Source organism: Pseudomonas sp. 43A, assembly GCF_013363935.1.
GTDB classification, from domain to species: domain Bacteria; phylum Pseudomonadota; class Gammaproteobacteria; order Pseudomonadales; family Pseudomonadaceae; genus Aquipseudomonas; species Aquipseudomonas crudilactis.
Map to the genome: position 1 here is coordinate 2369197 of NZ_CP054880.1, position 24923 is coordinate 2394119.

29 protein-coding genes are annotated in these 24923 nt (G+C 53.2%); 19 read left to right on the forward strand and 10 right to left on the reverse strand.

Translation table 11 applies throughout. The annotated features are described in order from the left end of the window. Positions 1-10: 10 nt before the first annotated feature. From HUW52_RS10575 to HUW52_RS10585, 3 genes are read left to right on the forward strand one after another with little or no spacing between them, the layout of a single operon-like run. Positions 11-1090, forward strand: coding sequence for an ABC-three component system protein (locus tag HUW52_RS10575; protein ID WP_175553580.1), 1080 nt, complete (start codon positions 11-13; stop codon positions 1088-1090). After that, on the forward strand, positions 1066-1518 hold the full coding sequence (locus tag HUW52_RS10580; RefSeq protein WP_256668108.1) for an ABC-three component system middle component 2: 453 nt from the start codon (positions 1066-1068) through the stop codon (positions 1516-1518). Before HUW52_RS10575 ends, HUW52_RS10580 begins: the two co-directional genes overlap by 25 nt. Further along, positions 1518-3335 (forward strand): hypothetical protein, encoded by a 1818-nt coding sequence (locus tag HUW52_RS10585; protein ID WP_175553581.1) that lies wholly within the window; start codon positions 1518-1520, stop codon positions 3333-3335. The genes HUW52_RS10580 and HUW52_RS10585 overlap by 1 nt, the downstream gene beginning before the upstream one ends. A gap of 1126 nt (positions 3336-4461) precedes the next feature. On the opposite strand, the gene HUW52_RS10590 is transcribed toward HUW52_RS10585, so the two are convergent. Continuing rightward, complete coding sequence (locus tag HUW52_RS10590; RefSeq protein ID WP_175553582.1) at positions 4462-5022, reverse strand: helix-turn-helix domain-containing protein; 561 nt, start codon at positions 5020-5022, stop codon at positions 4462-4464. A gap of 207 nt (positions 5023-5229) precedes the next feature. Between HUW52_RS10590 and HUW52_RS10595 the strand changes: the two genes are divergently transcribed. From HUW52_RS10595 to HUW52_RS10615, 5 genes are all read left to right on the forward strand, one after another. Then, positions 5230-5550, forward strand: coding sequence for a hypothetical protein (locus HUW52_RS10595; RefSeq protein ID WP_175553583.1), 321 nt, complete (start codon positions 5230-5232; stop codon positions 5548-5550). A 22-nt stretch (positions 5551-5572) separates the two neighbouring features. Next, on the forward strand, positions 5573-5977 hold the full coding sequence (locus HUW52_RS10600) for a hypothetical protein (protein ID WP_175553584.1): 405 nt from the start codon (positions 5573-5575) through the stop codon (positions 5975-5977). A gap of 78 nt (positions 5978-6055) precedes the next feature. Further along, complete coding sequence (locus tag HUW52_RS10605) at positions 6056-6619, forward strand: hypothetical protein (RefSeq protein WP_175553585.1); 564 nt, start codon at positions 6056-6058, stop codon at positions 6617-6619. A 102-nt stretch (positions 6620-6721) separates the two neighbouring features. Next, entirely contained in the window at positions 6722-6874 is a 153-nt protein-coding gene (locus HUW52_RS30740; protein WP_371929259.1) for a hypothetical protein, read from the forward strand. Between the two features lie 42 nt (positions 6875-6916). Continuing rightward, on the forward strand, positions 6917-7450 hold the full coding sequence (locus HUW52_RS10615) for an HAD domain-containing protein (protein ID WP_175553587.1): 534 nt from the start codon (positions 6917-6919) through the stop codon (positions 7448-7450). Positions 7451-7502: 52 nt separating this feature from the next. Here HUW52_RS10615 and HUW52_RS10620 read toward each other — a convergent pair whose 3' ends face one another. After that, complete coding sequence (locus HUW52_RS10620; protein ID WP_175553588.1) at positions 7503-7802, reverse strand: hypothetical protein; 300 nt, start codon at positions 7800-7802, stop codon at positions 7503-7505. Between the two features lie 152 nt (positions 7803-7954). Here HUW52_RS10620 and HUW52_RS10625 point away from each other — a divergent pair, with 152 nt between their 5' ends. Next, entirely contained in the window at positions 7955-8254 is a 300-nt protein-coding gene (locus HUW52_RS10625) for a hypothetical protein (protein WP_175553589.1), read from the forward strand. A 77-nt stretch (positions 8255-8331) separates the two neighbouring features. On the opposite strand, the gene HUW52_RS10630 is transcribed toward HUW52_RS10625, so the two are convergent. Beyond that, on the reverse strand, positions 8332-8700 hold the full coding sequence (locus HUW52_RS10630; RefSeq protein ID WP_175553590.1) for a hypothetical protein: 369 nt from the start codon (positions 8698-8700) through the stop codon (positions 8332-8334). 285 nt (positions 8701-8985) lie between these two features. Here HUW52_RS10630 and HUW52_RS10635 point away from each other — a divergent pair, with 285 nt between their 5' ends. Then, complete coding sequence (locus HUW52_RS10635) at positions 8986-10263, forward strand: DUF2254 domain-containing protein (RefSeq protein ID WP_175553591.1); 1278 nt, start codon at positions 8986-8988, stop codon at positions 10261-10263. A gap of 3 nt (positions 10264-10266) precedes the next feature. On the opposite strand, the gene HUW52_RS10640 is transcribed toward HUW52_RS10635, so the two are convergent. Beyond that, positions 10267-11589: a chloride channel protein gene (locus tag HUW52_RS10640; RefSeq protein WP_175553592.1), complete on the reverse strand. Its 1323-nt coding sequence runs from the start codon at positions 11587-11589 to the stop codon at positions 10267-10269. Between the two features lie 368 nt (positions 11590-11957). Between HUW52_RS10640 and HUW52_RS10645 the strand changes: the two genes are divergently transcribed. The 5 genes from HUW52_RS10645 (at position 11958) to HUW52_RS10665 (ending at position 16255) form a co-directional block, all read left to right on the forward strand. Continuing rightward, positions 11958-13400 (forward strand): ATPase domain-containing protein, encoded by a 1443-nt coding sequence (locus tag HUW52_RS10645; RefSeq protein WP_175555663.1) that lies wholly within the window; start codon positions 11958-11960, stop codon positions 13398-13400. Positions 13401-13423: 23 nt separating this feature from the next. Continuing rightward, positions 13424-13786 (forward strand): response regulator, encoded by a 363-nt coding sequence (locus HUW52_RS10650; RefSeq protein ID WP_175553593.1) that lies wholly within the window; start codon positions 13424-13426, stop codon positions 13784-13786. Between the two features lie 226 nt (positions 13787-14012). Next, the gene (locus HUW52_RS10655; protein ID WP_175553594.1) at positions 14013-14336 is read left to right on the forward strand and encodes a transposase; all 324 of its coding nucleotides are present in this window, start codon (positions 14013-14015) and stop codon (positions 14334-14336) included. Continuing rightward, positions 14333-14668, forward strand: coding sequence for an IS66 family insertion sequence element accessory protein TnpB (gene tnpB / locus HUW52_RS30295; RefSeq protein WP_122864106.1), 336 nt, complete (start codon positions 14333-14335; stop codon positions 14666-14668). Before HUW52_RS10655 ends, tnpB begins: the two co-directional genes overlap by 4 nt. A 60-nt stretch (positions 14669-14728) precedes the next feature. Continuing rightward, the gene (locus HUW52_RS10665; RefSeq protein ID WP_175553596.1) at positions 14729-16255 is read left to right on the forward strand and encodes an IS66 family transposase; all 1527 of its coding nucleotides are present in this window, start codon (positions 14729-14731) and stop codon (positions 16253-16255) included. 178 nt (positions 16256-16433) lie between these two features. Here HUW52_RS10665 and HUW52_RS10670 read toward each other — a convergent pair whose 3' ends face one another. After that, the gene (locus HUW52_RS10670) at positions 16434-17336 is read right to left on the reverse strand and encodes a LysR family transcriptional regulator (RefSeq protein ID WP_175553597.1); all 903 of its coding nucleotides are present in this window, start codon (positions 17334-17336) and stop codon (positions 16434-16436) included. Between HUW52_RS10670 and HUW52_RS10675 the strand changes: the two genes are divergently transcribed. The 3 genes from HUW52_RS10675 to HUW52_RS10685 all read left to right on the forward strand — a co-directional run bounded on the left by HUW52_RS10675 (position 17335) and on the right by HUW52_RS10685 (position 19615). Further along, positions 17335-18441 (forward strand): NADP-dependent oxidoreductase, encoded by a 1107-nt coding sequence (locus HUW52_RS10675; protein WP_256668117.1) that lies wholly within the window; start codon positions 17335-17337, stop codon positions 18439-18441. The genes HUW52_RS10670 and HUW52_RS10675 overlap by 2 nt on opposite strands. Before the next feature lie 60 nt (positions 18442-18501). After that, positions 18502-18804 carry a putative quinol monooxygenase gene (locus HUW52_RS10680; RefSeq protein WP_175553598.1) on the forward strand — a complete coding sequence of 101 codons (303 nt, stop codon included), beginning with the start codon at positions 18502-18504 and terminating at the stop codon, positions 18802-18804. A gap of 445 nt (positions 18805-19249) precedes the next feature. Further along, entirely contained in the window at positions 19250-19615 is a 366-nt protein-coding gene (locus tag HUW52_RS10685; protein ID WP_175553599.1) for a histone-like nucleoid-structuring protein, MvaT/MvaU family, read from the forward strand. A 210-nt stretch (positions 19616-19825) separates the two neighbouring features. Here HUW52_RS10685 and HUW52_RS10690 read toward each other — a convergent pair whose 3' ends face one another. After that, positions 19826-20413 carry an NADPH-dependent F420 reductase gene (locus HUW52_RS10690; RefSeq protein ID WP_175553600.1) on the reverse strand — a complete coding sequence of 196 codons (588 nt, stop codon included), beginning with the start codon at positions 20411-20413 and terminating at the stop codon, positions 19826-19828. A 42-nt stretch (positions 20414-20455) separates the two neighbouring features. After that, complete coding sequence (locus tag HUW52_RS10695) at positions 20456-21064, reverse strand: FMN-dependent NADH-azoreductase (RefSeq protein WP_175553601.1); 609 nt, start codon at positions 21062-21064, stop codon at positions 20456-20458. Between the two features lie 121 nt (positions 21065-21185). Between HUW52_RS10695 and HUW52_RS10700 the strand changes: the two genes are divergently transcribed. Then, the gene (locus HUW52_RS10700; protein ID WP_083366168.1) at positions 21186-22085 is read left to right on the forward strand and encodes a LysR family transcriptional regulator; all 900 of its coding nucleotides are present in this window, start codon (positions 21186-21188) and stop codon (positions 22083-22085) included. On the opposite strand, the gene HUW52_RS10705 is transcribed toward HUW52_RS10700, so the two are convergent. From HUW52_RS10705 to HUW52_RS10715, 3 genes are all read right to left on the reverse strand, one after another. Continuing rightward, positions 22082-22882, reverse strand: a complete 801-nt coding sequence (locus HUW52_RS10705) for an ABC transporter ATP-binding protein (protein ID WP_175553602.1) — start codon at positions 22880-22882, stop codon at positions 22082-22084. The genes HUW52_RS10700 and HUW52_RS10705 overlap by 4 nt on opposite strands. Next, the gene (locus HUW52_RS10710; RefSeq protein WP_175553603.1) at positions 22879-23976 is read right to left on the reverse strand and encodes an iron ABC transporter permease; all 1098 of its coding nucleotides are present in this window, start codon (positions 23974-23976) and stop codon (positions 22879-22881) included. The genes HUW52_RS10705 and HUW52_RS10710 overlap by 4 nt, the downstream gene beginning before the upstream one ends. 362 nt (positions 23977-24338) lie before the next feature. Continuing rightward, entirely contained in the window at positions 24339-24728 is a 390-nt protein-coding gene (locus HUW52_RS10715; protein ID WP_175553604.1) for a DUF2946 domain-containing protein, read from the reverse strand. Positions 24729-24923: the final 195 nt, after the last annotated feature.

Below are 24923 nucleotides of genomic sequence, written 5' to 3' on the forward strand. Positions count from 1 at the left end.
GGTGCTGCTAATGCCAATTGGTGAAAAACCCATCAAGATTCCTCCGGCCCCTGCGTTCGAGCTTACGGCATTAGATGTGGAGAAAGGTGCACCAGTCCAGCCACTAGATCGTCTGCAGATCATGTCAGCGCCTGAATGGGAGGTTTTTACTTCCGAATTCGTATCCTACCTAGATAAGGATTATGAATCGGTAACGCTGTGTGGCGGCGGGGGGGACATGGGGCGGGACGTCATCGCCAAGTTCGCGACAGGGTGGGATAACTTTCAATGTAAGCACTACAAAGATAAGTTGAGTATTGCCGACGTTGTTGCTGAATTGGGCAAGCTCGTTTACTACACCTGGAAAAAAGAGTACACCCTGCCACGTAAATACCGCTTTGTGACCCCGAAAGGGTGCAGCGCGCCTTGCATGGGTATATTTACCAAGAAGTCTCGCATTCAGGGTGAGATAATTAAGCGCTGGGATAAGACGTGCAAAGATAAAATCACTAGCAAGGAATCAATTTCTCTAGAAGGCGAATTTCTAAGTTACCTAAAGACCATCGACTTTTCATTTGTTGATGAGATGTCCTCGATTGAATTGATAAAGCTGCATGCCCTGACGCCTTACCACACGTCTCGATTTGGGAGCTATCACCTAAAACGTCCAGTAGTTCCAAGCGTCAAGCCAGGGGCCGTTGCTGATAACGAGAAAGTCTACATCGGGGCTCTCTTGGACGCATTTTCGGAGGCCGATGGAGCTGAGTATTCATTTGAAAGCATCGTCGAAAGTGAGTACAAGAAGGTTCTGGAACGGGCTAGGATCAACTTCTTTAGTGCTGAGTACTTAGAAGTGTTTTCGCGAGATGGGTTTCCTACAGAGTGCTATGACAAACTCAAAGAAGAATGTCATGAGGGTATTGACAGTGTTTTGCACGAAAAGCACGATGATGGATACCAGCGTTTTCTTAAAGTGAGCACGCACTCTGTGCTTATACCATACGACTCTCATCCGCTCCGCCATTTCCTGCAGACCTCTGATCGTAAGGGGTTGTGCCATCAGTTAGTGAATGACCGCGAATTCACTTGGGTGAAGAAGAAAAAATCATGAAATCAAAGGATTTATACAATAGCCCTGTGGAGATAGGGGCGCGTATTGTTCTGTTGCTTGCTGGCCTTACCCGGACGCTTGATCTGGATGAGCTGATCTTCTTGGACTACGCATCGATTTATAGTGGTGATTTTCAAGGGGGGGCAAGCTTGCATCCAATGATGGTAAGTCGTCTGACTGAGCTGGTTCGTCGACGGGAAATTTTTCCTAGCGCTATCAAGCTTTTTACCTCAAAGGGCTTGATAAGTTCTAAAATTGATGAGCAAGGCGTTCGATATTCAGTCACTGACGAGGGCAGGGCATTTTCCACCAAGTTGACTACTGAGTATCACGCGGATTTTAGACGGCGCGTATCTTGGGTTGAGGAAAACATTGATCACCTCACGGTTCAACGTCGCACCATCTATAAAGTCGATAGGGCGGTCTGATGTTTATTGAAAGTGTTATTGTGAGTGGCCCTGAGCTTGCAGATGCTGCTGTTTTTTTTGAGAAAGGCGCGAACGTTGTTCAAGGTGGCTCTAATACCGGTAAGTCATACATTGTTCAGTGCATAAAGTTTGCCCTTGGTGCGACCAAGCCACCGAAGCTCATTAAAGAATCGCGAGGGTATACCACCGTCAAGGTTAAGTTTGTGCACGATGATGGGCGTTTCTTCACAATCGTGAGGGAGCTCAGTGCTAGCTCCAAGCCGAACTTTTATGATGAAGAAGGTAAGGCGCAAACCCTGGGAGTCAAACACAATCCTAGAAATATGAGTTCGGTCTCCAATCAGTTTTTGAACCGGTTGGGATTGAATGGCAAGCTTTTGCTGAGAGGCACAACTTCTCTAAGCAATGCTTCTTTCACACTTCGCGACTTCGAAAAAATTTTTTTGATGGATGAGACGCGAATTGTGGCTGATTACTCTCCTCTAGGTACAGGCCAGAATAATGAGGGCCCTAAAGAGAAATCCATCCTGAAGCTACTGTTAACGGGAAAAGACGATGCCGGGGTTAAACAGGCTAAAAAGGAGTTGGAGTCAAAGGGAGCATTGAGACATAAGGCTACTGCTGTAGAAGGTATTATCAAGCAGTTTTATCCAGGAAATGATGCCGCTGAAAGTCTTGAACTTCAGAAGCTCAGTTCGTTTGTCGACCAGGTCGCGCTTCGGCTGAAGCTGGCTGAGCAGGAACTGGAAGGCGCGTTCCATTCAAGTGAAGATCTGTTCACCCAGAAGGCCAACCATATCTCCGCACTGGAGTTGATAGAAGGCAAAATTGCTGAAGACAAGGCTCTGCTTAGCCGATTTGACATGCTTGGCCAGAAGTACGAATCAGATCGCCAGCGCCTTCAGGGCATTGAGCAGGCGGCAGTTCTGCTTGATGGTGCAGACGCGGTGCTTTGTCCAACTTGTGGGAATCATTTCGACTCCGAGTCATGCACGACGGACGTAGATGACATCAAGAAAGGTGTTTCCTTCGAGTTGGATCGGATTTCGAAGAACATCCACGAGCTCGCGGAAGCCCAGGGATCTCTGACGGCAGCGATTGAGCAGAACACCTCAAGTGCTGAGAGCACCAAGACCTCCATAGCGACAGTAGAGAAGCTTATTACCTCGGAGCTCCAGGGGCTGGTTCAGGCAGTAAGTGATCTGAAGGAGCTTGGTGCGTGCCTAAAGCAAGATCACTCGGCGCTGGATAGACTCGTTAAAGATAAGGCCAAGCTGAGGGAGGAGTTGAACCGACTGGGTGTTCTGCTGCTTGAAGAGCAAAACACCTACACCCCTGAAAGCTTTGAGGAGTCTGCGAAGCCTCTGGTGAAAGAGATTGAGGATATCTTGCAGCGCTGGAGCTTCCCGAACCACTCCCCTGTGGAATTCGATTTCGATGCACGAGACATCACCATTGGTGGGAGTGCAAGGGGCAACTTCGGTAAAGGGTATCGAGCGATTGCTTCCTCCGCATTTGCTCTGGGCCTGATGAATCTGCTGAAGCTTTCTGGGCGCCACCCCGGGTTTGTAGTGCTTGATTCGCCACTGACCACATACAAGGAAGGGGATCCAGAGCCTGAAGAAGATGATGAGGAAGTAGCAGCGGACGTGATTTATGCGTTCTATCAGGATATCGCTGATAACTTCAAAGACTCTCAAGTCATTATATTTGAGAACAAGGAGCCTGATATGGCGCTCATCCCTCATATGAATTATCAGCATTTCACGAAAAGCAAAAAGATTGGGAGATATGGTTTCTTCCCACTAAAAGGCTGATTCGATCGTGTGAGTTGTCGGTCACCCGCCCATGGCGTGGTGATCGGCTTTCTCATCCTTTGGCCTGCAGCAGCGTAGTCTCAGGTCGGTTCGAACGGTATCGGTTGATGCCCATCGGGCCCAGTAAGATCAAGCTGTAAACTCAAAAAATGCACTGTAAACCGCCATGCTTTACAGGTCATTTTTTTGGTTTACACCCCTCCCATCATGACTTGTGCCTGTGCCTGACTAGCAGTCCAGAAAAGCGTCTGATCGTGCGGCAAGCCCTGATTCATGGGGCCGTGTACAACGAGTACCGCTCAAACAGCGAGCGATAGAATCCAATCAGCACCTCCTCGGCATTGGGCTACAGGAGCTCGGAAGCCCCAAACCGGTAAACCTCGTACCCCACCAGCCTCAGAGCCCTGTCAGCGGCCATCATCTCGGCGTAGAGGCGGGGGCTTGAGCGTCCGTCAGGGTCGGAGTAATGGTGCTTGCCATCAACCTCGATGACAACCCGTACCCACCAGGAAGCAAAAGAAGGAAGTCCATGCGCGACCTCAGCAAGGCCTCCTTGCCGCGTCGTGAGACCGTTTGGGGATCCCAGTGAAACCAGACCTCAGGCAGCAAGACTGGAAGATCAGGAATCGCTGTCGTGAAGGCTTTGAAGAAGCTGCTAAAGGCCAGCACTTGAGGGGGCGATGATTTCGGCAAGCTCGCTTCCAGACGTCGATACAGGCTTTTTTTGGCTTGGCTTCGTGAACCTCAAAGCCAATCAGCTCTAAGGCTTTTTGAGCAGCAGCCACCCGCTGTGCATCACTCGCGTCTTCTACCGCTTTCTCAAGATGACGCCTTTTTGAGTTGTACTCGGTACAATCATCGAGACCCAACGAGAAGAGCAGCTCTGGGATTCGCGTATCAGTGTAATGGTCTTTCTGCTTGCCAAGGAGCTGGCTGAAGGTGCCTCTAAGGCTGGTGAGGTTTTGCTGGGTTCGAGGCATGCGCAAGGGGTCGGACTGATGTCGTTCTGGACGATGCTAGCACTTACAGACGCAGCGTTAAGCCAGGCCCAGTTGTCAGCGCCTATGCCCGGTTACGACTCAGGCACGATGAGGTGTATCGTGCTGAAGATTCTGCCCATGAAGGTTTACCTCTTTTGCCAGTACCGTTGAACAGTCGATGTAGGCAAACCTAGCTCGCGCGCAGCTTCGGCTTGTGTCAGGCCCTGCTTTTTCAGTTCTACAACGGCACTCACCCTCTGAGCATCCGCTCGAGTTCCTCGAGAACGTTTTTTCAATGCGCCGTCTTGAATCTGATCCTCCATGATTTTAAGGCCACCCGACTCGATGAAGCCTTGAAGCTCTTTCTGCGCATTTTTTATCAAATGTTCAGGTGCCTCTTTGTCACGTATCGCCAAGCACAACGCCAATAGAGTCAGAAGGTTGATATCGAGCGTTTCGGCGATCTTGACGAGGGTCGGTAGCGTCGCCTGGATTTTCCCTTGTTCGAGCAAGCTAAGGTTGCTCTGGCTGATGGTTCCCGACAGGGCCTCATAACCCAATCCTTTCATTTGCCGGATGGCGCGCAGCGTGACGGCTAGCTCTTCCTTCACGTTCAATTTCTCAAAATGAAGGATAGAGCCATACTCGCATCGACCCACCAAATATCTTAAATTGTTAATGGTGGGATTTTTGCTTATGATGGCCATTCAACAGGATGCATAGCGCCAAGGAATCGCGTGCCTTTCGGCAGCATCCCTATCCGGTTGCCAGATGCATGAGCAGGGTCAATCGAAGGCTGCCTTACGCTGAGCTTATTCAAAGCCTGGTAGGGTTTGAAATAGGGTTTATCCGAAGTGTTTGTAACCAATAGCAGCAATTTGCAGGGTCAGTTTAGAACTCCAGACGGTATTCGAATGCTCTGGAAATCCATGGATATCAGTCGGTGCGAGTACTCGTTTCTGATTGAGGGAATGGGATTAGAGGATGGTGGCTTTAGTCCGGTTGCTCACCTAGTTACGGATGTGGAAACCGTTCAGATGATGCGTGCAGCGGAGCAGGGTGAGTTCATGATCGTGACGAACATTCATCTCATCCTTCCACCTACAAAGCGCGAGCAGGGGTCATACGCAATGGAGCTTCTCTCTGAAATTCGCATTCAACCTGGCACCGAGGAACACCCGGTCTACGAGTTCATAACCGGAACGGGCCATATCTACACCAGTGCACGCACATGATGGTTCAAACACTGGAGGCGCCATGTCAGTAACACTTGATGAGATTGCTCAGTTTTTTTACGGAAGTGGGGAAGTCGTTCTTGGTTGGCATGGCGAGCAAGAAGAAATAATAGGGCTCGCCGAAAGGACTTTTCCGGGGAAGCCTTTCTGCCTAGTGAAGCAATGGATCATCGCTGATCTCCAGCTCACTCAGGCGGAGCAGAATCGACTCGCATCAATGGGGCTGCTACCAAAAGCTGTCTACTCCCATGAGGTCGTCCTTGACAGCCGCCGACGTTTTTCTCCCGGCCACTGGGTACGCACCAATTTCGGAGTTTCGCATGACCACCCGTACATGTTTGAAACTAAGAGCACGGTCTACCTATTGCTTGGTGATGGTGTGAGAAAGCCCGCAGCACTGAGTACCGTCTTCTCGTTTCGAGCGTAACTGACTCAACACTTTCACCCACGCTGCCATTCAGGCAGAGCGATTGACTACGCCTTTAAAAAATAGCAGGAGCACGTTTTGATTCGATTTGATTGCCGGCAGGTCACTGGAGTGATCGAGAAGCCACGAGTGATTGCTGCTGAGCAGGGGACTGTGACCGCGCGCATCGTTATCGATGGGCAGGTATTGCCGAATGTTTTGCTGCCAGGAAAGATTTTTGAGGAGATCGAGGCGGGGGAGCGAGTGACCCTGTACGGCATCTTCACGAAGAAAAAAGACAAGACTGAAAACAAAGCCACCATTTACGCCATGAAGGGCGCGAACAGCAAGCTGGTGGCGGCAAGGCAGTACCAGATCAAGGTACCGATGATGTTGATGGTCTACGCAGTGCCGTTGATGATCTTGGCATTCATTGCCGGGTGCTTCCTTTCTCCCTATCCGATTCATCTAGTTTCCGGAAGCGTTGACCCTGATTACCTGGTTCGGACGACCTTCGTTTGGGCGTTCTGGGAGGGGATCTTGGCAGGGCTGGTCATGGTGGGGATTGCGATCAATTGGATCGTGAAAAGCAATGACCCGGAGAGCTGGGCAGTGATCGATGCTGTGACGCTTTCCCAGCGCTTCAGTAAGGCGTTTAAGTAAACGCTAGATAGCCTGGCTTTCCCTTTGGTGAAGGCTTTCTAAGCGAAGGAGAGGTGGCACGTGCAGACCGATGAGCTTGAGCGTGAGCGACGTCGCAAAGCGGTGGCGGAGGTTCTTGGCTGTCAGGCACTCGAAGGTGTGAGGCCTTCCTCTACGCACCTTGCTGAGATGCAGCGATATGCGGATGGCCTGGTCAGTCTTGACGAGCTACTGATGGAGTTGATTGAGTCCATACGGCAGCGCTCTCCACGGTAAGCAGTTAACTTCCAGGAGGGCTGGCTTTGAGAAATCTTTACCATGCTTGATTTGTACTGCCCGACAAGCAGCCGGCTGACGCCGAATGATCGAGTTCTATTTCTCGATTTTGATGGGGTGCTGCACCCGGACGACGTTTACCGTACCCAGAGTGGTTTGGAATTGCGCGCACCCGGGCAACTCATGATGCATGCCGGAATCCTTGTCGAGATACTGAAGGAGTTTCCTCAAGTCAAAATCAGCTTATCGACAAGCTGGGTGCGCATCCTCGGTTACCGCCGTGCACGCGCTGCATTACCGCCAGAGCTGCAAGCTCTAACGGTGAGCAGTACATGGCATTCAAGAATGCCCAAGGCGCCGCTTGAGGGCTATGACATGTACAGCCGCTATCAGCAGATCCGTGCTGCAGTGACTAGGGCAGGTCTGACGAATTGGATAGCCTTGGATGATGATCCTTTTGAAAGCTGGCCAGATCACGATCGACGGTTGATTCGCACTGACTCCAACCTGGGCCTTAGCTCAGCGCCGACTCAGGAGGAGTTACGGTTCAAGCTGAGAGCCTCGATGGGGACGTAAAGACATTCCCCGAGACGCTTTGGAATTGCTGCTAAAGCACGAGTTTATTGCTTCAGTAACCGTATTCGTTCAGCAATTTGCGCAGGAATTCACGCCGCCTTTGAGCGACGCACAGAATGAGGTAATCACGCTCGTAGTCCTTGGTCGAGAGGTGTCCGGCATCCACAAGGCCATGAATGTAGCCTTCTGCTTTGCCTCTCGCTTCGAGCAATGCCTCTATTGTGGTGCTTTGGTAAATGTCTGCTGCCAGCAGTCGCCACCGTTTCTTCTGGTGCTGCCCGACTGGGTCGTTCGAAAATTTCGGTGCGTTGATCAGGGTGCTGAAATCAGCATGTGCGTCGGGTGTGTTCATAGCGGATTCTCAGAGCAGTTATGGCTGTGCCGAGGCTATCATGCGCACATTTAATGGCTTGCTGTTGGCTGGATTTGTAGGCGCTGGCGCGAAGGAACGACTTCAATGATGGCGCAGGTTTTCGATAGCACCTTTGAAGCCTGGAGTTGGATATGGGACACCTCAGCCTTGAGGAAATTTACCCCGATGACGTAGAAAAATATGGACATATGCGGGTAGGAATGACCGACCTCTACGTTAAAGACAATCATGCCTTTTATGGTGTGATTACGCGTGGCAAATATCGCGAGCTGACCAGCAGGTTACTGCGTGACGAGGCCGTGCAAATGATCATCAGCGCTAAGCTCGCCGCGTTGCCCGAGGACTACGATCCGTGGATCAGGAGGATCGAGCGCAATCGCGCCCTGCGCGCTAGGTATGGGGACAAATTCGATCCCTGGGGGGACAACTGACAGACCTGACGTGAATCAAATTGCAACGCCTTCATACTTACTGAGCGCGCTAAGCTGCCAATGGCTAGATGGCGACCTCAGTTCGTCGCAGTGGTAGTGCCTGGAGCGGGGCCTTCGCTGAACGTGTAGTTGATGACAACGTCATTGCGGATCAAGACGTCGAGCGTTTTCTGAATGCCCGTAGTCGTCACCTTCATGGTGACCACGTAGCTCTGGGCATGGGCTGAGCCATTGGTGTAGGTGTAGATCCACTTCTCGTCAGTCTCGCTGACTGCACTCTTGGCGTAGGGCTCACCGAATAGCGACTTCAATTCAGCAGTGGTGGTTTTACCCTTGGTGATGCTCGCCACACTGGCCGAAGGGAAGTCTCGGCCTGCGGTGTAGTGGGACGTAGCGCAACCGCCAAGTGCGACACAGATCCCCACTACTGCGATGAGCTTTTTCATATTCTTCCTTGATCTTAGAAAGCACCAAATCTAGCTGGCATCGAGGCTAAAAGCCATCACTAGGTGAGTCATCTGCTTTCGTGCTCGCTCAGGAACGAGAGCTGCCAGCTAGCCGCTGCCTACCGACCTTGATTACGTCTCCCTTGTGATGTAGCTCAAACTGCCTGAAACCTTGGTAAGGCAAGGAGATGTAGTTGATAGCTAGAGCGCGAACTACTATCGACATTACGAATAAACTTCTGCGCCGCCCGGTACTCAATTGACGTAGTCACTGAAGGATTGCACATGATTGCTCGTTGGCGTTGGGTAACGAATCAACTTACCAAACGGCTGTGGTTCAGAGCCTCCCTATTCTCCCTTCTAGGGGTGGCTACGGCACTGCTCGCTGTTGTATTTAAAGACTTCATCCCTGAGTCGTTGCCAGCGCGCATCGGCGCAGATGCCGTAGACAAAATTCTGGGGATCATTGCCTCCAGCATGCTGGCCGTGACAACCTTCTCGTTGAGCACGATGGTCACCGCTTATGGCGCAGCGAGTAGCGGAGTGACGCCGCGCGCAACCACTTTGGTGATGGAAGACACCACGACCCAAAATGCCCTTGCCACGTTTATAGGCTCATTCCTGTTTAGCCTGGTAGGCATCATCGCGTTGAGCACGGGTGCTTATGGCACGCAAGGTCGAGTGCTGCTGTTCGCAGTAACGATAATTGTGGTCATCCTGATCGTTTACACCCTCCTGCGCTGGATCGATCACCTGTCAAAGCTCGGAAGGGTTGGGGAAACCATCGACCGCGTCGAGAAGGCGGCGATTGAGGCAATCACTCAACGAGTCCAGTGGCCCTACTTGGGTGGCTCAGCTTACCCGACCGATCTGTCGCTACCTGCTGGCGCAATCACACTGAAAAGTGAGACAACAGGCTATGTGCAACACATCGATGTGAGCGCACTTGGAGCTATCGCGCATGACGATCAAATACAGATTTATCTGGAGGTGCTTCCGGGGACATTTGTGCACGAGGGAATGCCACTCCTCCAAATTATGAGCTTGGGCAACACGATGGCCGGTGACGCCGATACTGCAAGAGAGAAGGTTCTGGCGACCCTGACCATTGGCGTTCGTCGAACCTTTGAAAATGATCCACGCTTCGGACTTTGTGTGCTATCGGAAATCGCTTCTCGCGCCTTATCGCCTGCGGTGAACGACCCGGGAACAGCCATCGATGTCATTGGCCGGGGAGTGAGGACACTGACTTGCTGGAGCAAGCCTCACGTCTCTGGCTCGCAAACAGACCAAGGGTGTAAACAGGTCTTTCTCCGAGGGTTGACGGTTGATGATCTGTTCGATGATTTTTTTGCCCCGATCAGCAGGGACGGTGCAGCTTTGCTGGAAGTTAACGTGCGCCTGTTGAAAGCCCTCATCAGTCTCGCTGAAATAAGCCCAATGATATTTAAAGATGCATGCGACAGGCACGTGGCTCTTCTCATCACTCGTGCAGAGACCACGCTAGCTTTGCAGCATGAGAAGGATCAACTGAACTCTCTGGCTAGAGCGATGACACGATAAGGTCTATCGAGCTGGATTCTTTGGCGCGGCAGCAGGTTTTGCACTCTCGAGAAAGCCTCGCGCCAATTGCTGGTACAACTCAGGCCCCATTCTTGAGCTGACAGCCTTGGCAATCAAAGCGACCGCCATGAGACTGATCACCATGCTGTGGCTATCAATCATCTCCATCACGATGATTGCGGAGGTGATTGGTGACTGAGTGACGGCGGCCAGAAAACCAACCATGCAGAGGGCAATAGTGGGCTGCGCGGCCAGATGGAATAGCTCTGCGGTATTGGCGCCGACTGCGGCCCCTACTGCGAGCGAAGGGGCGAAAATACCTCCTGGAATACCGGAAAAATAGGTCACTACAGTCGCCAGGAAACGAGTAATTGGGGCGTGCCATGGCAGGACTACATCGGATGCGATGACTTGAGAGGTAATGCCGTAGCCACTACCGAACGACATTCCGCCACTCAGCCAACCCAATATAGCGATGACCAATCCACAGATGCCAGCAAACCATACAGGGTGCAGGCGCCGCCATTGCCAGATGATGAAGTGTGGATGCCGCTGCGGCCATAACAACATCCGGCTAAACAAGCCACCCAACAGGCCACATCCAATGGCTATCACTAAGGCCGGGACTACTATGTCGACGTTGATGTCCTGAATGCCGAAATGACCGAAGTAGTTGTAGTTTCCCTGCAGCGCAATCGCAACCATCCCTGAAAGGATGATGGTACTGAGTAGAACGCCACTGGTTCGAGTTTCCAGCTTGCGCCCCAGTTCTTCTACCGCAAATGCAATCCCTGCCAAGGGCGTATTGAATGCAGCTGCAATACCCGCCGCACCTCCCGCCAGAATAAGATCCTCGCTGCGCACGATTCGCGCATTGGGCAGAAAGCGATGAAAGAAGTGCATGATGGATGCGGCAACTTGAACTGAGGGGCCTTCACGCCCCGCCGAAAAGCCACCCGTAAGCGCCAGAGTTCCAAGGCTTATCTTGGCGAAAGCAATGCGTAGTGAAACCAGTCGGGTAATGGGCTTACCTTGACGAGCAAGCCGTGTTGCCGCGATTACCTGTGGAATTCCGCTACCCTGAGAGCCCACGAAAAAACGCGTTGTCAGCCAGACAACGAGCATTCCAATCAGTGGGGTGTAGATGAGGGGAAGCCACGCTCGTTCAGCCGTCTGTTGAGCAAACTGCGCCAGGGCTATATCGGCTAGCCTTGCAAAAGCCACCACCAGCAGCCCGGCAATGGTTGCTGCAATCCATAGCGTGACCCTGGTGCGCCAGCGCATGGAGGCGAAGCCTCGGCGTAATAGCATTATCGGTTTGATCACCCGAGGGGTTCCCTTGAAGTCGCCATTGATCGCGAGACTAACCAAATAAGCAACTCGTTCCAAACAGCTTTGGCAGTGCCGCATGAAGGTCTTTTTTTACACCCATGGGTATTCACCTATCCTTTGAGAGGACTAACACCTCCCAAAAGCCGGTGTGATAAGTACCAGCACCGTAAGTGTCCGCCTGCCAGCAAGATCGATTTCACAATAGTTTTAGCTGGATGAAGTCCGAGTAAGCGACGGCCTTGGAACGGGAGAAACAACTTTCTTAGCTAGCCATGATCTAGGCCTCATGGCTCTAGAACGAAAATGGCGTTAGCATTCCGCCTCACTCGGCTTAAACAGCCTGTTTTTCAGATCAGGGTCGCATTGTGGAAAAGCTAAAACGCCTCGAAAGTGGAATCGAAGGGCTCGACGCTCTGCTCAAGGGCGGACTGGTAGCAGGCGCTTCATACATAATACAAGGGCGCCCTGGATCTGGAAAAACGATCCTGGCCAATCAGCTTGGGTTCCATCATGCAAGTAATGGAGGCCGGGTTCTGGTTGCCACACTGCTGGCCGAATCGCATGATCGCCTGTTTCAATTTCTTTCTACTCTGAGCTTTTTCGACGCTTCTAAAGTAGGCGCAGAAATTCAGTTTGTCAGCGCGTTTGACACCTTGGAAAACGAAGGCTTGGACGAGGTGGTGAAACTGCTTCGGCGCGAGATAAGCCGTCAGAAAGCCACAGTGATGGTGGTGGACGGTTTGCTCAATGCGCGTTCAAAAGCCGATTCGCACATCGACACCAAGAAATTCATTTCCGAGTTGCAAGGGCACGCCGCTTTCGCTGGCTGCACGGTGCTGTTTCTAACCAGCTCCCGACTCGACGATGGCAGCCCTGAACACACCATGGTTGATGGCGTGATTGAGATGGGCGAGGAGCTCTACGGCACTCGCTCAGTTCGTCGAATTCAGCTTCGCAAGACTCGCGGCAGCCCGGCAATGACCGGTCTTCACGAGTGTGAAATTACCGAAAATGGCTTGGTGGTTTACCCGCGACTAGAAAGTCTTTACAGCCACCCATCCTCTCCCGACAGCGCGGATATGACGCGTATCCCCAGTGGTATTGAATCACTGGACGACATCTTAGGCGGAGGTCTGCACAGTTCCAGTGTGTCTCTCGTAATAGGCCCCTCCGGGATTGGTAAAACTACCCTTGGCCTCAAATTTCTGGCTGAGTCGACTGTGGAAGCTCCTGGCTTGCATTTTGGTTTCTACGAAAGCCCGCAACGATTGCGACTCAAAGGCCAATCGCTGGGTATCGATATTAAAGGCATGGAAGACAGCGGCGCTCTGAGCATTGCCTGGCAGCCCACTACAGAGGGGCTTCTGGATGGACTGGGTTCACGGCTGTTGGGTCTCGTTGAAGAAAAAGGCATCAAGCGCCTGTTCATCGATAGCCTTAGCGGTATGACGCGAGTTTCGACAAATCCGGCGCGGATCACTGACTTCTTCAGTGCTCTGATGAACGAGCTGCGATCCAGGGGGGTTACGGTATTTGCCTCTTGGGAAATGCGCGATCTATTTGGCTCCGAGGTCAGCGCACCAAACTCTGACCTGTCCAGTATCGTCGACAACCTGATGCTGATGCGATTCGCTGAAAATCACTCTGAACTAAGCAGGACGCTTTCCATTCTTAAAGTGAGAGACAGCTCTTACGATCCCTCACGATTTGAGGTCGTCATCCGTGATCATGATGTTTTCCTGAAAAAGGCTTCAAGATATGAACCTTCAGTACCCACTGAGTCATCGCCCGGTTCAAGATCTTAAACCTTTGTGCGGGTTGAATTAACATGACCACCATTTTGGTCGTCGACGACGAGTATTTGATCGCTGACATCCTAAGCTTTGCGCTGGAGGATGAGGGGTTCATGGTGGTGACGGCCAGCAACGGTCGAAAAGGGCTGGAGGTACTCGATAGAGAACGGCCTGCCTTGATCATTACCGACTTCATGATGCCGGTTATGGACGGCCAGGAATTCGCCACTGCGGTAAGAGCGCTTCCCTCCGGCAAGCATTTGCCGATCATCTTGATGAGCGGTGCTCAGGCTCATCTCGGGATGCAAAGATCGGATTTGTTTGATGCGGTTTTGGCTAAGCCATTCAATATCGACCTGATCATTGCCGAAGTTAAAAAGCTTTTGGCTCGTGATTAGCGGGTGTCGACCTGCTTACTCAGACCAATTTCAAGACTCCGGCCTCACGCTAAGTGTCATCTGTCCGCCTGGCTGTATACGCAAGGTTTGTCAGCAAGGTGCTGTGCAGGTGCGAAATAGATCGTATGCGTCCGGCCAAGTCATCTACCCGACCCAGCAAAGCCAGGACATGGTGTGCACTTAAATTTAAGTGGACACCAGTTCTAGCCTTTTAAGCGGGTAATTCATGCAGCCAACACGCCGTTCCTATTCCAAATCCTTCAAGGCCCAAGTCATTCAAGAGTGTGCCCAGCCCGGTGCTTCGATTGCCAGCATCGCACTCAGCCATAACCTCAATGCAAACCTCGTCCACAAATGGATTCGGCTGCAATCGCAGAAAAGCACGGTGCTCCAACCTGCATTCATCCCGCTGCCTATACACGAAACAGCCCACGGATCCTCCGCGAATATCAGCGTTGAAATTCTGCACCCGCGCGGCACCGTCAAAGTGAACTGGCCAACCGATAATGCTGCTGCCTGTGCCGCATTCCTTCGAGACCTTTTGCGATGATCCGCATCGACGCCATCTGGCTTGCCACCGAGCCTATGGACATGCGTGCCGGAACTGAAACGGCGCTGGCCAGAGTGATCGCGGTGTTCGGTGCGGCAAAGCCGCACTGCGCCTATCTGTTTGCCAATCGCCGCGCGACTCGGGTCAAAGTGCTGGTACACGATGGGATTGGCGTCTGGCTGGCGGCACGTCGCTTGAACCAAGGTAAATTCCATTGGCCAGGTGTTCGGCAAGGCCATGAATTGCAGTTGGATACAGAGCAACTTCAGGCCCTGGTGCTCGGCCTACCTTGGCAACGGGTTGGCGTTGGCGGTGCAATCACGGTGCTTTAGAAACTGTAATTAGAATCTTGGTTTGCTGTCGCAGACGGTCTGCTTTGGTAAATCCACGGCATGACTCCCTCACCCAATCTCGATCAAATGACTCCCGACCAACTGCGTGCATTCGCTGCGCAATTGCTGTCGCAAGTCGAGACCATGGACAAGAAGATTAACCGCGATCAAACGGTGATAGAGAAGCTGACCTACGAGATCGCACAGCTCAAGCGTTTGAAGTTTGCCAAGCGCAGCGAGCAGATGAGCCCTGATCAGGCCAGCCTGCTTGATGACCTGATCGATACTGATATCGCGGCGATTGAGGCCGAGTTTCAGGCGTTGCAACTAGCACCAGCGGCGACCGAGGAAAAGCAAAAGCCCAAGCGCACGGCATTGCCGGCAGAATTTCCACGCACGTTGATCCATCACGAACCGAATAACACTCACTGCCCATGCGGCTGCGCACTGAAGCGCATCGGTGAAGATGTCAGTGAAAAGCTGGACTACACGCCGGGCGTGTTTACCGTTGAGCGCCATGTTCGTGGCAAGTGGGTTTGCGATGACTGCGAAACGCTGATCCAGGCGCCGGTGCCGGCGCACGTTATCGACAAGGGCATTCCGACGGCCGGGTTACTTGCCCACGTCATGATTGCGAAGTTCGCTGACCATCTTCCGCTTTACCGTCAGGAATCGATTTTTGGTCGTGCCGGCTTGGCGATTCAACGCTCCACGTTGGCTCAGTGGGTTGGCATGACAGGTGTGCAGTTGCAGCCCCTGGTTGATGCATTGCGGGAAGTAGTGATCGGGCAACAGGTCATGCACGCGGATGAAACACCCGTGCAAATGCTTGCTCCAGGCTCGAAAAAAACTCACCGATCTTATGTTTGGGCGTACGCCACCAGCCAGTTCTGTGAGACAGCCGCTGTCGTCTACGACTTCAGCCCCAGCCGCGCTGGCGAGCATGCTCGTAACTTCCTGCAAGGCTGGAAAGGCAAGTTGGTCTGCGATGATTTTGGCGGTTACAAGGCCAGCTTCGAACTCGGCGTGACTGAGATCGGCTGCATGGCCCATGCTCGGCGCAAGTTCTTCGAGTTGCACGCAACCAATAAGAGCCAGATCGCCGAGCAGGCCCTGCGCTATATCCAACTGTTGTACGAAGTCGAGAGCGAAGTGCGCGACCTGGAGCCGAATTTACGGCGCCGAATACGGCAAGAAAAAGCCGTACCGGTGATGGATAGGTTGCATGCCTGGATGATCGCGCAGCGTGATGTTGTGCCCGAAGGGGCGGCTATCAGTAGAGCGCTCGATTACAGCCTCAAACGCTGGGCAGCGCTGTCGCGCTACCTCGATGACGGGGCGGTTCCGATTGATAATAATTGGGCGGAGAACCAGATCCGGCCATGGGCTCTTGGGCGCAAGAACTGGCTCTTCGCCGGGTCGCTACACAGCGGGAAACGGGCGGCGGCGATCATGAGTTTGATCCAGTCAGCGCGGCTTAATGGTCATGACCCGTACGCCTATCTAAAGGATGTCCTCACGCGCCTGCCGACGCAGCGGGCGAGTGAAATTGATCAGTTGCTGCCGCATAAGTGGCGAGCGGCTTGATCGCGTAAGACGTGATACCGTACGCGTAAACTCACTTGCGAACGGTGTTCCAAGCTCTATGACACAGCCTCCAAAAGGCTCCGAGTGTATTTCCGCATTCCTGCGCTTCAAATAGGCAGCAGGTATAGCGCTACTATGTAAAAGCACCACAAGCGAAGGCTAACGACGTGCGGTGACTTTAGAGCGTTTCGATCAACACTTCTATGAAAGCACGCACAGCCGGGTTGGCGCGACGACTCTCTGGCCATATGGCGGTGATGTTGTGCCGGTCTACCGCAAAGTCGGACAGAATCGGGATTAACTCTTTGCGTTTCACCCAGGGAGCAGCCATAAAGCTGGCTGCCATTCCAATGCCTGCGCCCGCTGCAATTGCCACTATAACGGCCTCACTGGCATCAACGATCAACGGCGATGAGGGCAATATTTCAATCTCTTTATCCCCAATCCGAATCGGCCAGCGAAACGCTTGCCCTGTGCTTTGATAACGCAGATTTACCGTTTCGTGCGCCGCCAGCTCATCAGGATGCCTAGGGGTTCCGCACCTAGCCAAATAATCGGGCGATGCGTAGCAGCAGAGCCTGTATGGCGAGAGTCTGCGAGAAAGGAGAGATGAATCTGCAAGGTCACCGATCCGTATCGCAAGATCGACCCCCTCCTCAACGAGGCCCACGAAGTGGTCGCTCAGCCTCAAGTCGACCACCACCTTAGGGTAACGTTTGCGAAACTCCGTAATGGCCGGGACGATCATGTGCAGACCAATCGGGAGTGATGTCGCAATTCGTAAAGTCCCTGCTGGTTCGGAACGTGCTGACTTCGCTACCTGCTCAATCTCTTCTGCATGGCGCAGTAGCTGTAGCGCGCGCTCATGCAGGTCTCGGCCATCCGCTGTTAGCGTCAGGGAACGCGTCGTACGTGTGAAGAGAGATACGCCGAAATGACGCTCCAACCGCTGCACGCTTTTGCTTATAGCGGAGGGAGAGACCGCTAACGAGCGAGCTGCGGCAGTGTAGCTGCCTAGAGAACCAGCGCGGGCGAACGCGATTAAGCCTGTCAGGCTTTCGAGACCAATTTGTGCCTTCATGGCAACATTAAAGCGAACCAGAGCGCTATTATCAACCTCGCTGTATCATCATAACATCTGTCATCCAAGTGATTCTCTGAACGAGATTATGATGATCGACATGATGAAAGCGGTGCAACTGCACGAATTCGGTGGCCCCGAAGTCTTGCGCTATGAAGATGTTACTCGGCCCTTAGCGGGGCCCGGCGAAGTCTTGGTTCGCATAAACGCAGCAAGTCTCAACCCACCAGACCTCTACCTGCGAGATGGCTTTCGGTCGCTGCCGCCTGAATGGCAGCCGGATCCAACCTTTCCGCTGATCCTCGGCACTGATATATCGGGCGTCGTTGCGGCAATTGGGGACGAGGTGTCCGGGCTAAGCGTGGGTGATGAAGTCTACGCAATGGTGCGCTTCCCGGCAGACCTGATGAAGGGCAGTGGCGCCTATGCCGAATATGTCCGCGTCGCCGTATCCGAACTGGCTTTGAAACCAAATGGTATAGATCATGTACAGGCAGCCGGTGCGCCGATGTCTCTGCTAACTGCCTGGCAGTTTTTGATTGACCCTGGTCATGATTTGCCGAACCCATTCCAATCGTTCCGACATACACCGGTCTTACTGGAAGGCAAAACGATTCTGGTTAATGGCGCTGGGGGTGGAGTTGGGCACTTGGCAGTGCAAATTGCCAAATGGAAAGGTGCGCGAGTAATAGCAGTCGCCTCAGGGAAGCATGAAGGACTTCTTCGCGACCTAGGAGCCGATGAGTTCATCGACTACACCAAAGTTGCAGCCGAGACGGTCGCAAGTGATGTTGACGTAGTGATTGACGCTGTCGGCGGCCGGAATATGGAACGCTTTCTGAGTGTTATCAAAGAGGGAGGCTCGCTCTTCTTGGTTAACCCTCTAGGCTTCTCGGGACACGATGAAGCAGCTGGTTTAGGGGTCACTGTTTCCTCGACACAAGTGCGCTCCGATGGCGCCCAACTAGCAGAGGCAGGGCGCTTGCTTGAGGACGGTAGCATTCGTGTCGTGATCGACAGCATATTCCCATTGGCCGAAGCCTCGGCTGCCCATGCGCGAGCTTTACTGGACGGTATCCAGGGTAAGGTCGTGCTTATCACCTGAGTAACCGATTCCCCGACAAAACATTCGATGCTGCGTCGGGGTAGTCGCTGAAGGAAGCACATGCTTATAATTACCGGTTACCTCTACATCGCTCCAACTGATCTGTCCCAATTTCTGGCTGATTTTCATGTTCTTTCCGTCGCCACGCGACAGCGTGAGGGCAACATCTCTTATGACGCGGGGATAGATGATCAGCGGGCCGGACGGTTGATTTTATCGGAACGTTGGGCTGACCAACGCGCACTCAGCGCTCACCTTGGTTCCGTCGACACTGCTCAGTTCATCAATAAGTGGCAGGGGCGGATGCATGGTGATATTCGAAAGTACGACGCATCCAACGAGAGAGATCTTACGGAAGCGTAGGGGAATCAGTACGCGGCAGGCGTGTTTTTACACACGCTGGCAACACTATTGCAGTGTCGGTATCAACGTTACTGTCCGGCGAAGTCACCCTCTCGAACTAAGCTTTAAAGGCGATGGTGTTCACTTAAAAATTCGTGGACAACATCACTTCTATCGCCGAGATCGCCAGGTGCCATGGCATCAACGTTAACTTGCTTGAGAACGAATAGGTGACTTGGCCGGACGGTTACAATAGATCGCCATTCGCTCCGATTCGACCATCATGTAAAGCGCAACCGCGTCTATTGTGATTTGGATAGTTTTCGCTAAACCCAGCACTCCATCACTTCGTAATCTCTCCAGCGGCCTTGATTGGGAGCTGAAGCAGTAGAACGCGACTGTGCGTAAGTTCGGGATTTAATTTATGGTGTAACCTTCTGGTGTCAAAAACACATCGAGAATTACCATGTCCAAACTTGCCGAATTCCGCCAACTTGAAAAACACCTCGCCGAACAGCTCCAGGCTCTCGAAGCCCTCAAGGGCGATGCTGGACTCAAGAAAGAAATTGAGTTCGAAACGAAGCTGCGCGATTTGCTCGCAAAATACGGCTACAGCCTTAAGGACGTAATCAACCTGCTAGATCCACAAGTAGGCCGTCGCGCTCCAGCTGTCGAATCCAAAGCAGGCAGCCGCAAGCCTCGCCAGTTGAAGGTTTATAAAAATCCTCATACCGGCGAAGTCGTCGAAACCAAAGGCGGTAACCACAAAACGCTTAAAGATTGGAAAACGAAGCACGGCGCCGCGACTGTTGAGTCTTGGCTGACAAAGTGATTTTGGTTGAGTACAAAAGGGCCCGAGAGAGCCCTTTTTTATGGCGCAAATCACGGATGAGCGTGATACCACAACTTTTTCAAGGTAGTGAAACCGATGACTTAGGTGTGTACCAGACCCGTCTATCGAGCGTCTTTCTTAGACTACCTCCTCATGCTTAGTGCAACCCCACAGGTAGTTGCTCATGGCACATGAACCACAGCCGTCGAATCATTGATATTTGATGATGTTTTGCAGGATGAGTGGGCCGCCCAAACCCAGCAACTTTCCGCCTTCATCAATCTCACCCAAGGATATCGGGGCAAAGCCCAACTGATGCACCAGTTGGGTAACGGTCGTGTTGGCTTCCTGATCCCGGCTCCAAACAAACATCACTTGCCGCCCTCCATCGTTCGCAGGATCCTTGGCTAACAGTGCCGCAGGGAGCTGATTGAAGGTTTTCACCATCCTTGCGCCGACAAAAGCGGTTGCGACGACGTCAGTGGAAGCGCGGTCGCCAAGCTCCTGAGGCGGCACGCCATAAGTGTTCATGGCGTCGATGACGATCCTGTTCTTCCAGTTCGCGAATCGCTGGCCAATCTCTCGATGAGCGCCGAAAGGAATGGCGAGAATGACGATGTCTGCTTCCAGAGCCTGTTCAAGAGGCTGCGCCGTCACGGTGTTGCCCAACTCATTGATGAGCGGGGCGAGGCTGATCGGATCTCGGGTGTTGGCGATTGCGACGGGAATGCCATTACGGGCGAATTGGCGGGCGAGGGCGGTGCCCACCTTGCCGGAACCGATGATGGAGTAAGTCATGCTTAAGTCCTCTATTGCGGGAAAAGGAAGTGCGGGTTGTGATCAGCCGGTGATGTCAGCGATATCTTCGAGAGCTTTAGCGATGGCGGCATCTTTGACCTGCGCATTGATAGCCAAGCCCTCAGCACGAATAACCTTCGTATCGCTGATACCCAGGAACCCCAGCAACCCGATCAGGTAGGTCTCTTGATGTTCTAAGGGCGCCGCAGGACTACCAGAGGAATACACGCCACCGCGAGAAGACGCGATGTAGGCCTGTTTGTTTTTCAACAGGCCTGCGGGGCCTTTGTCGGTGTATTGGAAGGTTTTGCCGACCAATGAGATTCGGTCAATCCACGCTTTAAGCGGAGTAGGGATCGTGAGGTTGTACATGGGCGTGCCGATGACAACGACGTCCGATTCGAGCAGTTCTTGCAGATACGCAGTGCCTTTGTAGAGATCTTCCGTGAGCATTGCATCGTCACTTCCTGCACCCTGCCAAGCGGCCAGATGCTTGCCGGAAAGGTGCAGGGCCGGGTCGAGCGCGAGATCTCGGTAGATCACATTGCTGTCAGGATGCAGGGCCTTCAACCGTCCAACAATGTTTGAGGACAACTGGCGACTCACTGAAGCGGCGCCGAGAATGCTGGAGTCGAGATGGAGAATTTGCATGGTTAAGTCACCTTTATCGTGTGGATTGAACGTCACGAGAACGATGAACTTTGAGGCTGCATCTGAATAGACGGTATATTGAGATGTAAAGTATCTGCCAATGAGATGGATGGAGATTGAAATGCTCGATGGCGTATCACTCGATCAACTGCGAACCTTTATCGCTGCGGTGGATGAAGGTAGTTTCTCGGCAGCAGCTAGAAAGCTAAACCGGGTTCAATCAGCCGTCAGTGGTTGGGTCGGAAGCCTGGAGGATCAGATTGGGGTCGTACTGTTCGACCGCTCTGGACGATTCCCCAAACTGACGCCTCAAGGCGCGCTATTACTCACGGATGCACGCAACATCGTCTCTGGAGTGGACACTTTGAAGGCGCGGGCCAAACTCATGGCATCGGGCCTTGAGCCAGAGTTGTCGGTGGTGGTGGACGTATTTTTCCCCACCTCGGCAATTACCGCAGTGGTCAAAGAGTTCGCCGAACGTTTCCCGCTGACTCGATTGAAAATGTTTGTAGAAGGGCTAGGGGCAGGTTATCAACCGATATTGGATGGCCGTTGTAGCCTGGGTGTCCTGGCCACGCTGCCAATCAACTTTCCCTCCTTATCCAGCGAGCGAATTGGTGAGTTTTCACTGGTGATGGTGGCCGCCGCTAATCATCCGCTGTCCAGCCTGACGGGAAAATTATCCAAACGTGAATTGGCAAAGCACATCCAGCTGGTGCTGACAGACCGTTCGGAAATGCTGGGAGGACAGGATTATGGCGTGATGTCGCCATTGACGTGGCGCTTGGCCGATCTATCGACCAAGTACGCGTTCCTGAAAGATGGCGTTGGCTGGGGCAGCATGCCGTTGCATATGATTGAACAAGACCTAGCGGCAGGCACATTAGTGATGCTGGATGTCGAGAGCATCCCCAGAGAAGGGGTAAAGATCGATTTTTCTGCAGTTCACTCGACCAATACATTGCCCGGGCCGGCAGGGCGCTGGCTGATTGATCGCATCAAGATCAGCCCGCTCAATTAGTATTGGCTGCCAACCTCGTCCGCAATCACAGACACCGGGTAGATCGCGGTGAATGCGCCGGCATCGACGCTCAGCGCCCTACAATCAACCCCATACACCTGCGCGAGATTTTCTGGGGTTAATGTGGTTCTCGTTGGGCCGCAGCAATGCACGATGCCCTGATCAAGCATGAGCGTGTCGTCGGCGTATCGACTGGCCAGATTCATGTCATGGAAGATCGCCAGCGTGACGATTTTGTGCGTGCGTGTGTACTCGCTTACGGCATCAAGAATCTGCAATTGATTGGCTAGATCCAATGCCGATGTGGGCTCGTCCAGCAGGAGCAATTGCGGACTGCGAACGAGCGCAAGGGCAAGGGAAATCATCTGTCGTTCGCCCCCGGAAAGTCGCCCCGGCTGGCTCTCGGCGAAACGTTGCAATCCCAGTAGCTCAAGCAGTTCGGCTGCCTTGTATCGCGCCTCTGCGCTGGTCTTCCAACTGCGTGCACTGCCTTGCTGAGCGAGCAGCAAGAGCTCATAGGTCGATAGTCTTACGTCGAGATGTGCGAGATCCTGCGCGACGTAGCCAATCATCCTCGCGCGGATGGCAGGAGACATTCCCAGTAATGCCGTGCCGTTGATGCTGGCAAAACCGAGAGCGGGTACCAACCCGCACAACCCTTTCATGAAGGTCGACTTCCCCGCGCCGTTGGCACCCAGCAAAGCCAGTGTGTGGCCAGCGGCAACGTGCACGTTCAATCCCTTGAGAATAGGCTTGCCGCTCAAAGTCACCCGGTAGTCGGTGGTAGAGAAACTCATCGGGACGTCAGCCTCCGGTCGCGCAGGATAAGAATTATGAAGAACGGCAGACCGATCAGTGAGGTGACCATGCCGATGGGTAACACGGCACCGGGTACGATTAATTTGCTTGCCAGGGAGGCCAGGGTTACGAAGATGATCCCGCAGGCAATGGTCACGCCGATGGTGAAGCGCTGATCCTCGCCCACCAGCAGTCTGGCCACATGCGGCGCGACAAGGCCCACAAAGCCGATCACACCCACCACCGATGTGACAGCGCCCGCCAGCAGCGCCGCCAGTACCAACATTGTCGTACGCAGTCGGCGCACCGGAATGCCGAACACCACCGCCTGTTCGCCAAAACTTCGCAGGGCGGTTAACGCCCACGCTTGCAGGAGCACGACCGGAATTGCGATGGCTGCGATCACCGCACACAACGTAACTTTGTTCCAAGTGGCATGCAGCAGCGAGCCCATCAACCAGAACACGATGCTTTGCAATTGATCGGTGCTCGCCACGTATTGAGCCATTCCTAGCAGTGAGTTGAAGACAAAGTGCATCGCGATACCCAGCAACGTGATGGCTTGAAGGCCCACATGTCCCCTGGTAAGCAGCAGGATAATTGCGACAGTCATTAACGAGAACAAGAACGCGTTGGCGGTGACGATCAGATCGGCACTCAGTCCTGGTAACGCATGGCTGAAGAATAGGTTGAAGGCCAAAGCCAGTGACGCACCGAAACCGGCGGCTGACGAGATACCCAGCGTAAAGGGCTCTGCGAGCGGGTTGTCGAGGACAGACTGCATCATCAATCCCGAGAGCGACAAGCATGTGCCGGCCAGTACCGCCATGAGTGTCATCGGCATGCGCAGTTCCCAAAGGATTACCCGGGTGCTGGAATCGACACTGTCGGGACGCAGCAACCCGGTTATAGCTTCACCCAGTGTGAGCGTCCCGGAGCCGACGATTAAGTCAGCAGTGAATGCTGCAAGTGCCAGCACCAACAATAGGGTCAGTAACGCGCTACGTCGCCAAACGGTATGAGCGTAGTGGGCCTGGGGGGAGGGCGAGACCAGAGTACCCGGCATCGACATGGCCGCTGGTAATTCATTCATTGGCAGGCGCAGGCGAGTAGAGAACGGCAGGGACGGCTTTCAATCCAGTAAAACTGAAAAGCGTAGCGAGGCTTTTGGCCGTATCCAGGCGCTGGGCGGTGTCGGGATAGAACGCCTGATTGAGGTATTCGAGCGCGAGAATGTTCCAGGAGCTCGCGTAAAACTGGTGATAGATTCCGTACAACCGACATCAACGGCCATATGGCGCGGGACACAGACAAGCGCTTTGCGAGAGGCAAAGTAATTGGAGCAGGCATAGCACGCACTTCCTGATGATCAAGAAACTTCAAGGGCGTTTAGCGTTCATTGAGGCCGCTAAAAGATTTAAAGAGGCAGCACCGGACAATGTCGCGGCGTTGTGATCAGGCGAAGGGAGAGGCGCGTGGACTTAGGCTTGGCCACCGAATCCTGGGATGGAGCTTCGGCAGTACAGGATTTTCGAGGGAAGTGTCGGATGTGTATTGCGGTAAAAAGTGCCGGTAGTAGTTGGAGGGAAGCGCTGCCATTCCAGCATGGCCACAGCAGCAATCACCGTGCTGCATAAGCGTTTTTGAAGGAGCTTGCTGGAAAGTGTCGACTGTTTTCTTGAACCCTGGAGGTAAAGCTTGAGAACCACCTCCCGAGCAGAATCCACCCCAAAGCATCAGCTGAACATCCGGCGTCTGCATAGCACGGCTCAACGGCATGGCAAACATGTTTAGCAACACGGCCAGGCAGGCGATCCAAGGGCTTATGCGTTTCAACGAGGACATGTGCAAGGTCAGCGTAGAGGGGCGCTTATTTAGCCGGATTTATGGCGCGATGTAAAAGTTTCACACGTGCGCTATTTCGCCACAGGAGCGTTTTTTTCTTTCCCGAGATAGGTGATGGAATAATGCGTACGATTAGGCGGGGGGCGACGATTGAGATGGCCATTCAAGTCGGGCAGACTTTAGTAGTTCAACTGG

Excerpts from the sequence above, each read along its gene's own strand:
- HUW52_RS10575 (WP_175553580.1), top strand. The coding sequence starts at position 11 with ATGCCAATTGGTGAAAAACCCATCAAGATTCCTCCGGCCCCTGCGTTC.
- HUW52_RS10585 (WP_175553581.1), top strand. The coding sequence starts at position 1,518 with ATGTTTATTGAAAGTGTTATTGTGAGTGGCCCTGAGCTTGCAGATGCT.
- HUW52_RS10590 (WP_175553582.1), bottom strand. The coding sequence starts at position 5,022 with ATGGCCATCATAAGCAAAAATCCCACCATTAACAATTTAAGATATTTG.
- HUW52_RS10595 (WP_175553583.1), top strand. The coding sequence starts at position 5,230 with ATGCTCTGGAAATCCATGGATATCAGTCGGTGCGAGTACTCGTTTCTG.
- HUW52_RS10600 (WP_175553584.1), top strand. The coding sequence starts at position 5,573 with ATGTCAGTAACACTTGATGAGATTGCTCAGTTTTTTTACGGAAGTGGG.
- HUW52_RS10615 (WP_175553587.1), top strand. The coding sequence starts at position 6,917 with ATGCTTGATTTGTACTGCCCGACAAGCAGCCGGCTGACGCCGAATGAT.
- HUW52_RS10620 (WP_175553588.1), bottom strand. The coding sequence starts at position 7,802 with ATGAACACACCCGACGCACATGCTGATTTCAGCACCCTGATCAACGCA.
- HUW52_RS10625 (WP_175553589.1), top strand. The coding sequence starts at position 7,955 with ATGGGACACCTCAGCCTTGAGGAAATTTACCCCGATGACGTAGAAAAA.
- HUW52_RS10630 (WP_175553590.1), bottom strand. The coding sequence starts at position 8,700 with ATGAAAAAGCTCATCGCAGTAGTGGGGATCTGTGTCGCACTTGGCGGT.
- HUW52_RS10635 (WP_175553591.1), top strand. The coding sequence starts at position 8,986 with ATGATTGCTCGTTGGCGTTGGGTAACGAATCAACTTACCAAACGGCTG.
- HUW52_RS10650 (WP_175553593.1), top strand. The coding sequence starts at position 13,424 with ATGACCACCATTTTGGTCGTCGACGACGAGTATTTGATCGCTGACATC.
- HUW52_RS10655 (WP_175553594.1), top strand. The coding sequence starts at position 14,013 with ATGCAGCCAACACGCCGTTCCTATTCCAAATCCTTCAAGGCCCAAGTC.
- tnpB (WP_122864106.1), top strand. The coding sequence starts at position 14,333 with ATGATCCGCATCGACGCCATCTGGCTTGCCACCGAGCCTATGGACATG.
- HUW52_RS10665 (WP_175553596.1), top strand. The coding sequence starts at position 14,729 with ATGACTCCCTCACCCAATCTCGATCAAATGACTCCCGACCAACTGCGT.
- HUW52_RS10675 (WP_256668117.1), top strand. The coding sequence starts at position 17,335 with ATGGCAACATTAAAGCGAACCAGAGCGCTATTATCAACCTCGCTGTAT.
- HUW52_RS10670 (WP_175553597.1), bottom strand. The coding sequence starts at position 17,336 with ATGAAGGCACAAATTGGTCTCGAAAGCCTGACAGGCTTAATCGCGTTC.
- HUW52_RS10680 (WP_175553598.1), top strand. The coding sequence starts at position 18,502 with ATGCTTATAATTACCGGTTACCTCTACATCGCTCCAACTGATCTGTCC.
- HUW52_RS10685 (WP_175553599.1), top strand. The coding sequence starts at position 19,250 with ATGTCCAAACTTGCCGAATTCCGCCAACTTGAAAAACACCTCGCCGAA.
- HUW52_RS10690 (WP_175553600.1), bottom strand. The coding sequence starts at position 20,413 with ATGACTTACTCCATCATCGGTTCCGGCAAGGTGGGCACCGCCCTCGCC.
- HUW52_RS10695 (WP_175553601.1), bottom strand. The coding sequence starts at position 21,064 with ATGCAAATTCTCCATCTCGACTCCAGCATTCTCGGCGCCGCTTCAGTG.
- HUW52_RS10700 (WP_083366168.1), top strand. The coding sequence starts at position 21,186 with ATGCTCGATGGCGTATCACTCGATCAACTGCGAACCTTTATCGCTGCG.
- HUW52_RS10705 (WP_175553602.1), bottom strand. The coding sequence starts at position 22,882 with ATGAGTTTCTCTACCACCGACTACCGGGTGACTTTGAGCGGCAAGCCT.
- HUW52_RS10710 (WP_175553603.1), bottom strand. The coding sequence starts at position 23,976 with ATGAATGAATTACCAGCGGCCATGTCGATGCCGGGTACTCTGGTCTCG.
- HUW52_RS10715 (WP_175553604.1), bottom strand. The coding sequence starts at position 24,728 with ATGTCCTCGTTGAAACGCATAAGCCCTTGGATCGCCTGCCTGGCCGTG.